The sequence below is a fragment of the Sporosarcina sp. So3-204 genome (genome assembly GCF_058068165.1).
In genome coordinates this window covers 2,333,691-2,347,320 of record NZ_CM176485.1, presented here as the reverse complement: position 1 = coordinate 2,347,320, position 13,630 = coordinate 2,333,691, and the positions used below count along the sequence as shown (strand labels likewise).

Annotated in this window: 15 protein-coding genes and 1 other annotated feature; of the genes, 14 read left to right on the top strand and 1 reads right to left on the bottom strand. The window is 37.4% G+C overall.

All coding sequences use genetic code 11. From position 1 onward, the window contains the following. Window position 1: 1 nt before the first annotated feature. The 11 genes from mutM to AC3RV6_RS11365 all read left to right on the top strand — a co-directional run bounded on the left by mutM (window position 2) and on the right by AC3RV6_RS11365 (window position 9,773). A complete protein-coding gene (gene mutM / locus AC3RV6_RS11415; RefSeq protein ID WP_489746163.1) occupies window positions 2–874 on the top strand; it encodes a bifunctional DNA-formamidopyrimidine glycosylase/DNA-(apurinic or apyrimidinic site) lyase in 873 nt (290 codons plus the stop codon). Window positions 875–904: 30 nt separating this feature from the next. After that, window positions 905–1,501 carry a dephospho-CoA kinase gene (coaE, locus tag AC3RV6_RS11410; RefSeq protein ID WP_489746162.1) on the top strand — a complete coding sequence of 199 codons (597 nt, stop codon included), beginning with the start codon at window positions 905–907 and terminating at the stop codon, window positions 1,499–1,501. 122 nt (window positions 1,502–1,623) lie between these two features. Beyond that, on the top strand, window positions 1,624–2,646 hold the full coding sequence (locus AC3RV6_RS11405; RefSeq protein WP_489746161.1) for a glyceraldehyde-3-phosphate dehydrogenase: 1,023 nt from the start codon (window positions 1,624–1,626) through the stop codon (window positions 2,644–2,646). A gap of 112 nt (window positions 2,647–2,758) precedes the next feature. Next, entirely contained in the window at window positions 2,759–3,223 is a 465-nt protein-coding gene (nrdR, locus tag AC3RV6_RS11400) for a transcriptional regulator NrdR (RefSeq protein WP_489746160.1), read from the top strand. A 17-nt stretch (window positions 3,224–3,240) separates the two neighbouring features. Continuing rightward, a complete protein-coding gene (locus AC3RV6_RS11395; protein ID WP_489746159.1) occupies window positions 3,241–4,632 on the top strand; it encodes a replication initiation and membrane attachment family protein in 1,392 nt (463 codons plus the stop codon). 1 nt (window position 4,633) lies between these two features. Further along, entirely contained in the window at window positions 4,634–5,578 is a 945-nt protein-coding gene (dnaI, locus tag AC3RV6_RS11390; RefSeq protein WP_489746158.1) for a primosomal protein DnaI, read from the top strand. Window positions 5,579–5,686: 108 nt separating this feature from the next. After that, window positions 5,687–5,922, top strand: a binding site (T-box leader). A gap of 51 nt (window positions 5,923–5,973) precedes the next feature. Next, on the top strand, window positions 5,974–7,905 hold the full coding sequence (thrS, locus tag AC3RV6_RS11385) for a threonine--tRNA ligase (RefSeq protein ID WP_489746157.1): 1,932 nt from the start codon (window positions 5,974–5,976) through the stop codon (window positions 7,903–7,905). A gap of 331 nt (window positions 7,906–8,236) precedes the next feature. Further along, a complete protein-coding gene (infC, locus tag AC3RV6_RS11380) occupies window positions 8,237–8,743 on the top strand; it encodes a translation initiation factor IF-3 (RefSeq protein WP_489749239.1) in 507 nt (168 codons plus the stop codon). Between the two features lie 21 nt (window positions 8,744–8,764). After that, window positions 8,765–8,965, top strand: coding sequence for a 50S ribosomal protein L35 (rpmI, locus tag AC3RV6_RS11375; protein ID WP_489746156.1), 201 nt, complete (start codon window positions 8,765–8,767; stop codon window positions 8,963–8,965). Between the two features lie 40 nt (window positions 8,966–9,005). After that, the gene (rplT, locus tag AC3RV6_RS11370; RefSeq protein ID WP_489746155.1) at window positions 9,006–9,365 is read left to right on the top strand and encodes a 50S ribosomal protein L20; all 360 of its coding nucleotides are present in this window, start codon (window positions 9,006–9,008) and stop codon (window positions 9,363–9,365) included. Window positions 9,366–9,482: 117 nt separating this feature from the next. Beyond that, complete coding sequence (locus AC3RV6_RS11365) at window positions 9,483–9,773, top strand: DUF1294 domain-containing protein (RefSeq protein ID WP_489746154.1); 291 nt, start codon at window positions 9,483–9,485, stop codon at window positions 9,771–9,773. Window positions 9,774–9,891: 118 nt separating this feature from the next. On the opposite strand, the gene AC3RV6_RS11360 is transcribed toward AC3RV6_RS11365, so the two are convergent. Further along, window positions 9,892–10,272: a sigma-w pathway protein ysdB gene (locus AC3RV6_RS11360; protein WP_489746153.1), complete on the bottom strand. Its 381-nt coding sequence runs from the start codon at window positions 10,270–10,272 to the stop codon at window positions 9,892–9,894. 95 nt (window positions 10,273–10,367) lie between these two features. Here AC3RV6_RS11360 and AC3RV6_RS11355 point away from each other — a divergent pair, with 95 nt between their 5' ends. The 3 genes from AC3RV6_RS11355 to AC3RV6_RS11345 all read left to right on the top strand — a co-directional run bounded on the left by AC3RV6_RS11355 (window position 10,368) and on the right by AC3RV6_RS11345 (window position 13,609). Next, entirely contained in the window at window positions 10,368–10,853 is a 486-nt protein-coding gene (locus AC3RV6_RS11355; RefSeq protein ID WP_489746152.1) for a dUTP diphosphatase, read from the top strand. A gap of 20 nt (window positions 10,854–10,873) precedes the next feature. Beyond that, on the top strand, window positions 10,874–11,698 hold the full coding sequence (locus AC3RV6_RS11350) for a metallophosphoesterase (RefSeq protein ID WP_489746151.1): 825 nt from the start codon (window positions 10,874–10,876) through the stop codon (window positions 11,696–11,698). A 171-nt stretch (window positions 11,699–11,869) separates the two neighbouring features. Next, window positions 11,870–13,609: a carbon starvation CstA family protein gene (locus AC3RV6_RS11345; protein WP_489746150.1), complete on the top strand. Its 1,740-nt coding sequence runs from the start codon at window positions 11,870–11,872 to the stop codon at window positions 13,607–13,609. Window positions 13,610–13,630: the final 21 nt, after the last annotated feature.

Sequence of the window (13,630 nt, the reverse complement as noted above, 5' to 3'; positions counted from 1 at the left end):
AATGCCAGAATTACCAGAAGTAGAAGGCGTTGTTCGTGCGCTAGCACCTGAAATTATTGGACGAACAATAGACTCAGCGACGATTTCTGAAATTGTAATTGAGTCAAAGGAAAATGGTAAAGAAGCAATCATCAAGGGTGTCACAACTGATTCCTTTATAGAACAAATAAAAGAGATGACTATTACGAATGTCACGAGACGTAGTAAATATATTTATATAAATCTAAAAAAAGAAGAGAAAGACTATCTCCTCGTCAGCCATTTAGGTATGACAGGGGCGTGGTTCGTCGTTAACTCACTCAACGAGATTACTGAGTTGAAATTTAAAAAGCATATTCATGTAATATTTAAAATGAGGGATGGTGGAATGCTTGTTTATTCGGATATTCGGCGCTTCGGGGAACTTCGTTTATTGAACGTAGAAGCAGATTATCCACCTTTATTAAAAATGGCGCCAGAACCTTTCGAAGACGTCGCATGCATGCATTATATGGAATTACTTACGCTACCCAAATATGCTAAGAAGCCAATCAAAGAAATTATTATGGATGGTCAAGTAATATCTGGATGCGGAAATATTTATGCGACAGAAGCGCTATATAAAATGAAAATCCATCCGATTAGAAAAGCTGAACGCATTAGTGGGAAACGAAAAAAAGAGTTGTTTTCAGTTATTGTGGACATTTTACAAGAGAGCATTGATGCTGGAGGAAGTTCAATTTCGGATTATAGGAATATTAACGGAGAAGCAGGTACAATGCAAGACAGACTTAAAATGTATGGTAGAAAAAGCTGTCCGAGCTGTAATTCCGTTACAAAAAGCGTGAAGATAGCTGGGAGAACTTCAGTTTACTGCCCACGTTGTCAAAGATAATTTAGTTTGGTGTAAGGAGGTATAAATGATATGAATATTGGTCTAACGGGAAGCATTGCAAGCGGAAAGAGTACTGTTTCTAAAATGCTTAAACAAAAAGGCTTTCCAATTGTTGATGCGGATGAAATTGCACGTCTTGTCGTTGAACCGGGTACGGCTATCATTGAAGAAATCAGTCGCGTATTTGGCAAGGAGGTATTGCAAGTAGATGGATCATTAAATCGGGAGCGACTTGGCTCGTTAATTTTTAGTAAGCAAAGTGAAAGAGATAAATTGAATGGGATTATACATCCCGCGATTCGATCTGAAATGCTTAGACAAACAGAACAATGGCATTCTGTTGGAGAAAAAGTAGTCATTATGGATATTCCACTCTTGTTTGAAAGTAAGTTGCAACATTTTGTGGATAAAATCATTGTCGTTTCTGTGACAACGGAAATTCAAAGAGAAAGACTAATTACTAGAAATAACTTATCGGAACTCGAAGTATCGAACCGCATTGAATCCCAACTACCAGTGAAGTTGAAAGAGGCAGGTGCTGATGCCGTTATTTATAACAATGGATCAATTGAGGAGACAGAAGCTCAGTTGGATATGATATTAGACGATTGGAAATTGTGTTTTTAGTTCGATTCTGAACATAAAATACAAAATCTCTTTTTTATAAGTGATATTACTTTGTATAATGTGCTATACTAATGAACGAAAACAAGAGATAAAGTATAACATACATACAGGAGGATTTATTAATGACTACTTCTATAGCGATAAACGGGTTTGGGCGGATTGGACGGATGGTATTTCGTCAAATGATCATGCAGGATGATATTAATATCGTAGCGATAAATGCGCTTTATTCATCTGAAACACTTGCTCATTTAATTAAATATGATACCAATCATGGTGTTTTCCAAGGAGACGTTATACCTGAGGAGAATGCACTCATTGTAAACGGCAAACGTGTGCAAATTGTCTCAAATCGTGATCCGTTAAAACTTCCTTGGAAAGAGCTTGGTGTTGATATCGTCATAGAAGCTACGGGGAAATTTAATGCACGCGAAGGCGCTGCACTTCATCTAACAGCAGGAGCGAAAAAAGTGATTATTACTGCACCTGGTAAAAATGAAGATATAACAATCGTAATGGGCGTTAATGATGATAAACTAGACATCGAAAAGCATGATGTGATTTCGAATGCTAGTTGTACGACAAATTGTTTAGCACCTGTAACAAAATTGCTTAATGATAAATTTGGAATTGAGAACGGCTTAATGACAACGGTTCATGCTTATACTACGGACCAAAATAGTTTAGATAATCCACATAAAGATTTGCGCCGTGGACGTTCATGTGCACAGTCTATCATTCCTACTTCGACAGGTGCCGCGAAAGCACTTGGACTCGTTCTTCCTGAACTAAAAGGGAAAATACATGGTATGGCACTTCGCATACCAACACCGAACGTATCTTTAGTTGATTTAGTTGTAGACTTGAAGACAGATGTAACGGTTGAAATGGTGAATGATATGTTCAAAGAAGCTGCTGAAGGTGAAATGGCGGGTATCGTCCGTTATACAACCGAGCCTCTTGTTTCTATTGATTTCAACACAACAACGGAATCTGCAATTATTGACTCACTTTCAACAATCGTAATGGGCGATCGTAAAGTAAAAGTGCTAGCTTGGTACGACAACGAGTGGGGTTATTCTGCACGTGTCGTCGATTTAACTAAAAAGGTCGGTAAAGCACTAAAATCTAAAATAATTGTGTGATATTTTGACAGTATTAAAGGGCGGAGGAACTAATCCTCTGCTCTTTTCTATTTTTATCGACATTTTCTGTTATAATTAAACTACTATCAATGCAAAAATGGAGGATACATTTATGAAATGCCCAGCCTGTCAGTATAATGGCTCGAAAGTTGTCGATTCTAGGCCAGCTGATTTAAATAAATCAATTCGGCGTCGCAGAGAATGTGAGTCTTGCGGATTCCGTTTTACGACATTTGAAAAGATAGAAGATACACCGCTAATTGTCGTTAAAAAAGATGGTTCTAGAGATGAATTTGCGGGAGAAAAGATACTGCGTGGGCTTATTCGAGCTTGTGAAAAACGTCCAATCGAACTTGATGAATTAAAAAGCATAGTCTATTTCATAGAAAAAGAATTAAGAAGTTCGGGGATTGCTGAAGTAGCATCTGATGATGTCGGAGAAATGGTCATGGAGCGTTTAGCTGATGTTGATGAAGTAGCTTATGTGAGATTTGCTTCTGTTTACCGTGAATATAAGGACATTCCGGTCTTTATAGAAGAGCTTAAAAATTTACAAACGCGTTCTAAAAAGAAATAAAGAAAGGGGATTAATAAATGGTGGCGTTTTACAAAGAATTACAACCAGTCGATTCATACAAAATACTGTTATCGCAGCCATTTTCTGATTATGATCGTCAATTACTCACGCTGTTTTACCAACCACTTATTGGATCACAGGCAATGAGTTTATTTATGACTTTATGGGCAGATGCAGAGATAATTGAGGATTGTGAGTATAATCACTACCACCTAATGAATATTTTAACAATGCCACTCGAACCTATTTTTGAAGCAAGGATTTCACTTGAAGCTATCGGGCTATTACGCACTTATTCGAAACGTGAGGGAGATATTAGGTCTCATTTATATGAACTTTGTCCACCTCTTGATGCAAAGTCATTTTTTGGAGATCCTTTATTATCTACGTTTTTATTTAGTAAAATTGGTGAGCCGGCTTACAGAAGTTTACGAGATAGTTTTGCTAGAAAAAATAATGAAAAAGATGGTTTTAATGAAGTTTCCAGAACTTTTCTGGATGTTTACACGCCTGTGACTCACGGAGCACATTTAGAAGTAGCTGCGGGCACGGAGGTTGCGGGTAGACAAGAATCAGAGGGGATTCCGTTTGTGGATGCCGATTTTGATTTTGTACTCTTACAGTCTGGCTTGTCGGAACAGATGGTACCAAAATCTGCCTTGTCTAATGTATCAAAAGAGATTATTGCGAAATTGGCCTTTCTTTATACGTTGACCCCGTTAGATATGCAGAAAGTTGTTATGATGGCACTTGATGAGGATTTGAAATTGCCAGAAGCTAGACTTCGAAGAGCAGCGGCTGATTTTTATAAAATGAGCATTTCAAAAGAAGCTCCAATGATGAAGAAAGTCTTTACAAAACCACAACCAATTCAGCAAGGCAATACGCTAACTCGTGAAGGAGAATTACTCCACTATCTTGAAAATACGCCACCAGTCGACATGCTTCGTGATTTAAACGGCAAAGAGCCACTTTCAGTAGATGTGCAGCTTGCTGAAAGGCTAATTAATACGCATGATTTACCAATCGGTGTTGTGAATGTACTTTTACAATATGTTCATATTAGAAATGATGGTAAAATAACTAACAACTATGTTGAAAGAATTGCTTCGCACTGGATGAATAAAAAAGTAAGTACTGCGAAAGAGGCTTTAGAATTCTCTAGAAATGAACATGATAAGTATATGAAGTGGAAAGACGAAGGGCAACAAACGCCACAACGGCGCAGCGGGTCCCGCGATGAAAAAGTTCCTGAATGGTTTTATAAAAATGATAAAGATAAAAATAAAAATGAAAAGCAAAACAATAAAAAACAACCGAAAAAACGTTCTAATTTAGACAAGAATATAGAGGAAGAACGCCGTAAATTACTTGAAGAATTAGGAGTAACTGGAAGTGGGGTGAGTTAAAATGGAACCGATTGGAAGTGCTTTGAATCGTGTTGTGAAAGCACCTAATTTTGCTGCGCGGTATGAAAAAATGCGTTCAGAAATAATGGAGAATGAGTTTGTCCAACAATTTTTGACTGAGCACGCTAGTGAGATAGACAAAGGTGTCGTTGATCGAAGTCTTGGTAAACTATACGAGTACGCAACGGCGTCACACGCTTGTGATAAGTGTGAAAATCTTGGGGACTGCGTCAATATAATGAATGGTTTCGAACCTCAGTTAGTATTAAAGCGTGGTTTGATAGATGTAGAATATATAAAGTGTCCGTCTAGATTAACTGAAGATGATCGGCGCGATGTATCGAAAATGGTTGCGAGTATGCATATGCCGAAAGATGTCATGGAAGCCCAGTTACAAGATATTGATATGTTTTTTGATGATAGTAGAGTGGGTGTAATCCGCGCAGCGAAGGATTTTTTAAATTCATTCGATAAAACAGGAACTTTACCTGAACGTGGATTGTATATTCATGGACCATTTGGAATCGGCAAATCATTTATACTTGGAGCATTGGCAAATGAGTTGGCAAGACGTCGTATAAAAACAGTTGCTGTCTATGTGCCCGAATTTTTACGTGAAATGAAACAGTCGATTCAAGATCAAACGTTGAATGAAAAAATCGAATTTGTTAAAAATGCTCAAGTACTCATATTAGATGATTTCGGTGCTGAAACAATGTCTGCATGGACGCGTGATGAAGTTCTTGGAACTATTTTGCAATACCGTATGGCAGAACAACTACCAACTTTTTTCACTTCTAACTTTAGTTATGAAGAATTAGAGCATCACTTAACTTATTCACAACGCGGTGATAAAGAAGTGGTGAAAGCAGCTCGACTTATGGAAAGAATTCGAACAGTCTCTACTAGTGTCAAATTGGATGGGAATAATCGTAGAGACAAATAGAATGAAATAGTCATCTATTGATTCATAATCGAAAGCCACAATTATTCCAGATTAAAAATAATTTGCAATATTTGTCGGATTACTGTATGATAATTTCATCTATAGTACGTAAATGCATTGAAGAGAATAACATTTAATTTGTTACCGATAGAGAACGGGGTCATTGGCTGGAAGCCCTGTAGGTGAGACAATTTAAATTACCATCTCTGAGCAGCATCGGTGAAACAGTTAGTAACCGATGCCGGTCCGACCCGTTAGTCGATGTAAAGCTTCGACGCTTCAGTTTATTTCTGCTGGAACGAAGAAACAAGGGTGGAACCGCGAGCTAAAGCTTCGTCCCTTTCCAGGGATGGGGCTTTTTTTGTTGTCTAAAAATAAAAGGGATGTGTTTTGAAATGTCAAATATTAACTTGAAATTTCCAGATGGTGCAATAAAGGAATTTCCAAAAGGTACAACAACTGAAGAAGTTGCTGCTTCTATAAGTCCGGGTTTACGAAAAAATGCGTTGGCGGGTAAGTTTAATGGTCAATTAGTAGATTTTTCTGCTCCGATAGAAACAGATGGTGATATTGCTATAATTACACCAGATTCACCGGAGGCATTAGAAATTCTTCGTCACAGTACAGCGCATTTACTTGCCCAAGCGGTAAAAAGATTGTTTAAAGGTGCGAAACTTGGAGTTGGTCCTGCGATTGAAAATGGTTTTTATTATGATATTGATTCTCCCGAAATGATTACGGCCGAGGATCTTCCTTTAATTGAAAAAGAAATGAAACAAATTATGAATGAAAATATTGAAATCGTCCGACATGTATTATCACGTTCAGAAGCAGAAGCGCGTTTTAAAGAAATCGATGATGAATATAAGCTAGAGTTACTTGAGGCGATTCCTGAAAACGAGCAAGTGACAATTTATGAACAAGGTGAATTTTTTGACCTATGTCGCGGTGTTCACGTCCCGACGACTGCGAAAATTAAGGAATTCAAACTACTTAGTATTGCGGGAGCGTATTGGCGTGGAAACTCCGACAATAAAATGCTGCAACGAATTTATGGAACTGCATTTTTCAAAAAAGCTGAACTTTCTAAGCACTTAAAAATGCTTGAAGAAGCGAAAGAGCGAGATCACCGTAAAATTGGTAGAGAACTTGATTTATTCATGAACTCACAAAAGGTTGGTCAAGGACTTCCGATGTGGCTTCCAAAAGGCGCAACAATTCGCCGAATTATTGAGCGTTATATTGTCGATAAAGAAGAAAGACTTGGCTACAAACATGTCTATACTCCAGTTTTAGGAAGCGTAGAATTATACAAGACTTCAGGGCATTGGGAACATTATCAAGAAGGTATGTTCCCGGTTATGAGTATGGATAATGAAGATCTTGTATTGCGTCCTATGAACTGTCCACACCATATGATGATTTACAAAAATGGCATTCATTCCTACCGTAACTTGCCACTGCGTCTTGCTGAATTAGGAACAATGCATCGTTATGAAATGTCTGGGGCATTATCTGGACTACAAAGAGTTCGTGGGATGACATTGAACGATGCGCATATTTTCGTTCGCCCAGACCAAATTAAAGAAGAATTTAAAAGCGTTGTTAAACTTATCGTTGGTGTATATGAAGACTTTAACATTGAAGATTATTCATTCCGTGTGTCTTATCGAGATCCTTTGGACAAAGAAAAATACTTTGATGATGATGAGATGTGGAACCGTGCACAACTTATGTTGAAAGAAGCGATGGATGAGCTTGGACTTGATTATATTGAAGCTGAAGGCGAAGCGGCCTTTTACGGTCCAAAATTAGATGTTCAAGTGAAGACTGCTATAGGTATGGAAGAAACATTGTCTACAGTTCAACTTGACTTCTTATTGCCAGAACGTTTCGATCTCACTTATATTGGAGAAGATGGCAAACAGCATCGTCCAGTCGTTATTCACCGTGGTGTAGTTGGAACAATGGAGCGCTTCGTTGCGTTTTTAATAGAAGAATATAAAGGCGCTTTCCCGACATGGTTGGCACCTGTTCAAGTACAAGTTATACCAGTTTCTCCGGAAGTCCACTTTGATCATGCTAATAAGGTGAGTGAAAAACTTATTGCAGCTGGTTTTCGTGTTGAAATCGATAGCCGTGAAGAAAAAATTGGCTATAAAATTCGCGAAGCACAAATGCAAAAAATTCCTTATATGATTGTGTTAGGGGACAATGAAATAGAGTCAGGCGAAGTTAATGTTCGAAAATATGGTGAAAAGAATTCTGAAAGCATATCTTTTGATGCGTTTTTAAATAAGTTAAAAGAAGAGGTTACCAACGGATAAAGTTCTTTTTCAATAATAGTATATAAAGTTATTGACAGAGTATACGTTCCGTGATATAATTCTTTAGGTAGGTTAAATCTTGAATACAGTTTGTGGTAAAAGTAGGAGCTACCCGCTTCTCACCTGGTAGACACGTTATCGTTGTTAACAGGTTGACACTTAGTAAAGTATCGTACATGTTAATGTGCGTACACATACGCGGGTAGACAAAGAATTTTGTCTACCCGCTTTTTTATTGAATGGACTTGTGGGGCGCGCCTTTTATAGACGTTGTACCTAAACCATGTATTCGTTAGATAATACCCGGAGGTGGATTACTATTAGCAAAGACATTAACGTAAATGAGGGTATACGTGCCCGCGAGGTTCGCCTGATAGATCATAATGGTGAACAGCTTGGAATTAAATCTCGTACCGAAGCACTTGAAATCGCTACTCGTGTGAATCTGGATCTTGTTCTTGTTGCTCCAAAAGCGAAACCCCCGGTTGCTCGTATTATGGACCACGGTAAATTCAAATTTGAACAACAGAAGAGAGAAAGAGAAGTTCGGAAAAATCAGAAAGTCATCCTTCTAAAAGAAGTGCGCTTAAGCCCAACGATTGATGAACATGACTTTCAAACAAAGCTTAGAAATGCTGTTAAGTTTCTTCAAAATGGCGACAAAGTAAAAGCTTCGATTAGATTTAGAGGACGCGCTATAACGCATAAGGAAATAGGACAACGTGTTCTAGATCGTTTTGCGCAAGAATGTAAGGAATTAGCAACAGTGGAACAAAGACCTAAGATGGAAGGTCGTAGTATGTTCCTTATACTTGCCCCAACTGTCGAGAAACAATGAAAGATTTAGGAGGAACCAAAAATGCCAAAAATGAAAACACATCGTGGATCAGCGAAACGTTTTAAGAAAACTGGTACTGGTAAAATAAAACGTGGCCAAGCTTACACAAGTCACCTTTTCGCTAACAAAACGACTAAAGCAAAACGCCATTTACGTAAAGCTTCACTTGTATCTTCAGGCGATTACAAACGCATTCGCCAAATGATTACTTATTTAAAATAATAGAAACTAAATCCGAACAGAATAGCAGGAGGTTATTACTATGCCACGTGTAAAAGGTGGAGTAACAAGACAGAAACGTCATAAACGCGTATTGAAATTAGCAAAAGGTTATTACGGGTCTAAACATAGACTTTATAAAGTAGCTAACCAAGCAGTAATGAAATCATATAACTATGCATATAGAGACCGTCGTCAAAGAAAACGTGATTTCCGTAGACTTTGGATTACACGTATTAACGCGGCAGCTCGTTTGAACGGCCTATCTTATAGCACGATGATGCACGGTTTGAAAATAGCTGGTATCGATGTAAACCGCAAAATGCTTGCAGATCTTGCAGTGACTGACGCACAAGCGTTCACACAACTTGCAAATACTGCAAAAGATTCGGTTGCAAAATAATTTTTTATTAATAAGCCGTCTCACGCTTCGGAATCTTTCCGATCGGGAGCGGCTTTTTATCTGTTTGCGATTTACTTATATTAGTACTGAATAAAAGTAGTGAAGGGAGATACGGAAATGCAGATAATCGCACTAACGTGGATAGGCCTTATCTCTATTTGGTCATTCGCGGCAATGGGGTTTGATAAAAGTCAGGCGAAGAAAAAAGCGCTGCGCATACCTGAAAAGAATCTTTGGCTACTTGCTTTACTTGGTGGGGGTATCGGCGCATACTTCGGTATGCAAGTATTCCGGCATAAAACAAGGCATACATCATTTCGTATTGGGTTTCTCTTGCTTGCACTTATAGATGGTGTTGCTATATTTTATTTATTAGGGTTTAGAGTGCCTGGAATTTCTGTATATTAAAAAATCCTGTTTACGAAGTTTATCGCAAACAGGTAAATTAATTTAGTATTGCCTGGGAAACTATAAGTTTTTTTATATGTGGATAATTTATTACTTTGTAACTCCAGCGCTTCATATTCTATTTCTTCATGAGTTCTTCAATAGGGTTTTTCCAGTTAATTTCAGCTGTAGGGTAATTAGATAATACTTCAGCTTGCAAAAAAATAAAGTCATCAATCGTAAAACCTTGAAGTTTAGCTTCGTTTTTTACCCAGATAAAAATTGTTATAATATCAAATGAATGATCAGTCGTTCCTAAATACTTTTCTCCTTCAAACATTGCGCCTTTATAGGTAATGAAGAAATTCTTCCTTACATTTTTCACATCATCATAAAAATAATAGCGTTCTTCTTCATAGGCATCGTCTAACTTTCGCTTTGGGTCAGTTAAATAACGAATACCACGGTAAAATAAATAAATTATAAAGGCAATGATCACAAAGCGGACCAAGAGCACCATAAATAGATCCCCCCTAACTAAGATATGTATTTCTTAGTATACGGATGACATAGTGAAAAGGTTTCAAAAATAAAAATTTAGTGGAGGTTTTATTAATGGAGTTATCAAAGTTATTTACAATGCAGCGTGAACTAGATTTATTTATACAGAATAATAGGGATGATCAACAAGATGTATTCAGAGAAAAAGGATTGGCATTATTTGTAGAACTTGCAGAGTTGGCCAATGAAACACGGAGCTTTAAGTTTTGGAGCACAAAAGGTCCTTCTGCGGATAATGTTATTCTAGAAGAATATGTTGATTCTATTCATTTTCTTTTATCACTTGGTATTGAACAAGGGTTTGAAAGTTTGGCAAATTGGCCAGAGGACAAAGTTGAAGGTGAGTTAACTGAGTTATTTATTAAGACAACGGAAACAATTAGTCACTTTTTGAATGATTTAACGATGGAGTCTTATTTGTTGGTATGGGTTTATTACGGTGCGATTGCAAAAAAACTCGGCTTTACTTATGAGGATATTATAAGTGCTTACATATCTAAGAATGAAGAAAATTATGAGCGACAAAAAACTGGTTATTAAATTGTAGTATGAGAAAACTTATGATTGTATTGATTTTATTAAGTGTCTTCGCCTTTTTAATTTATAAAGGCAACACGACTGTTGGAACGACATATTACGAAGTGTTTTCTGAACGACTTCCCAAAAGTTTTGAAGCGTATAAAATTGTACAAATTTCTGATTTACATGATGCACAATTTGGAGAAGACCATGAGGATGTTGTGAAAATTGTAAAAGCAGCTGAAGCTGATGCAATCTTTATTACTGGGGATTTTATCGACAGTAATCGATATAATTTAAAACAAAGTTTAGATCTTGTAGAAAGACTGCAAGGGGTTGCGCCAATTTACTATGTCACAGGTAATCATGAAATTGCAACGAATGACGTACTACGCATTAAAGAGTCCCTTGCTGCGCTAAATGTAAATGTGTTAACGGATGAAGTTCATCTAGTTGATTCGTCAAAAGGCGAAACAATCGCAATCGGAGGAATCGAAGACCCATTGTCTAATAATTTGGGAGATGAAGAAGCTGTTAAGAAATCACTTAGTCGCGCATTTGGGCTAGTTGATGAAAAAGTGTTTAAATTATTGCTTTCGCATAGACCAGAACAATTCGATGTCTATGTCGAGAACTCTATAGATATTACTTTTAGCGGTCATGCACATGGTGGACAGTTTAGAATACCAGGTATTGGTGGACTTGTTGCACCAGGGCAAGGTTTTTTCCCTAAGTTAACAGCTAACTTACATGAAAAAAGTGGAAGTCAGATGATTGTAAGTCGCGGCTTGGGCAATAGTATTATTCCGGTACGTATTTTTAATAAACCAGAAGTCGTAATCATCACATTGCACAAACCTTCATAATGAATAACAATTTAAAGCAAGAAACTGTAGTTACTTATACAGTTTCTTGCTTTTTTATTCTAGTAAACAAGAAAGAATCATAGGATAGGTAAATTCATCTATTGTAAAGGGGGATAGATTGTAAAGAATATACAAATGAAACGAAGAAAAATAAAGAAGGGAGTTTAATAAATGAATGCAATTGCGCTTGCTTTTATCGGAATGTTTATTTTATTTTTAGGGTATCGTTATTATTCAAAATTTGTAGCGGAGCGAATCTTCCGATTAGATCCAAATTATGTAACACCTGCGCATCGTTATAAAGACGACGTGGATTTTGTACCAACGAATAAATTCATCCTTTGGGGACACCATTTTACATCAGTGGCTGGAGCTGCGCCTATTCTAGGGCCTGCAATCGCTGTATATTGGGGATGGTTACCAGCATTTTTATGGGTTATTCTAGGTACGGTTTTTGCGGCGGGTGTTCATGATTTTGGAACACTTGTATTATCAGTACGAAACAAAGGTCAATCGATCGGTACACTTGCACACCGATTAATAGGAAAACGTGCAAAGCTATTATTTCTTTTTATTATATTGATTTTAGTCTTGATGATTAATGCCGTGTTTGCATGGGTAATATCAAATTTATTTATTAAGTTTCCTGCAAGTGTTTTTCCAGTGTTCCTCCAAATTCCGTTGGCGATTTGGATTGGTATTAGTGTTTATAAGAAAAAAGCGAAAATGCTCGTACCATCACTTATTGCGCTTGGAGTCATGTACTTCGCGGCGATTATGTCAAGTCAATATACGTTTCTGCAAATTGACCTCGTTAGATATATGGGCGGAGAGGATGCAGCCGGTTTATTTGGTCTAGGGGCAATTTCAAGTGCATTCTTCATCTGGATTATCGTGCTAATGGTTTATGTGTATATTGCTTCTGTTCTACCAGTTTGGAAGTTATTACAACCGCGGGATTTTATCAACTCTCATCAGCTTATTGTAGGGCTTGCAATATTGTATGTAGGTTTGATTTTTATTAATCCTACAGTTACAGCACCTGCTATGAATACAGTTACTGACGTTTCATGGTTCCCACTTCTTTTCATTACAATTGCTTGTGGTGCAATTTCAGGTTTTCATGGACTTGTGTCTTCCGGAACTTCTTCTAAACAATTAGATAAAGAAACAGATGCACGTTTTGTTGGTTATTTGGGCGCTGTTGGTGAAGGGGTTTTAGCGCTTATAGCGATTTTGGCAGTTATTACTGTGTTTCCGAATAAAGAAGCGTTTATGGCAACCTATTCAAGTTTTGGTGCAGCAAGTGCAGGCGGGTTGGGGGTTTTCATTGAAGGGGCCAGTAATCTAGCGACGGGTTTGTTAATTCCGGCAAGCATTGCAACGACAATTGTTGCGATTATCGTTGTAAGTTTTGCGGCAACGACATTGGATACTTCAGTCCGATTAATGCGTTATATTATTTCTGAAATAGGTGTGGAATATAAAATGCCTATTTTGGAGAAAAAGCATGTTGCTACAACAGTGGCAGTTGTTGCGAGTGCAGCTCTTGTACTAATTCCAAAAGGACCAAACGGATTTGGTTCAGGCGGTTATCTATTATGGCCGTTATTTGGTACAGCGAATCAATTACTTGCGGGTATTAGTTTACTTTTAATATCAATTTGGCTAAAGCGTCTAGGACGAAATTATTTAATTACAATAATTCCAATGGGCTTCCTAATGTTCATGACGCTTTATGCGATGGTACAGCAAGTTTTCTTCAAATGGTCGTGGTTTGGAAATGATACGAATATGCTGTTGTTCGTATTTGGGTCTATTATTTTAGTGTTTACAGTATGGATCATGCTCACTGCGGTATCTGCGCTAAGGGGGAATTTTGATCATAATATTCCTGTAGATGATGAATAAAAATAGTCATTAAACATAAAA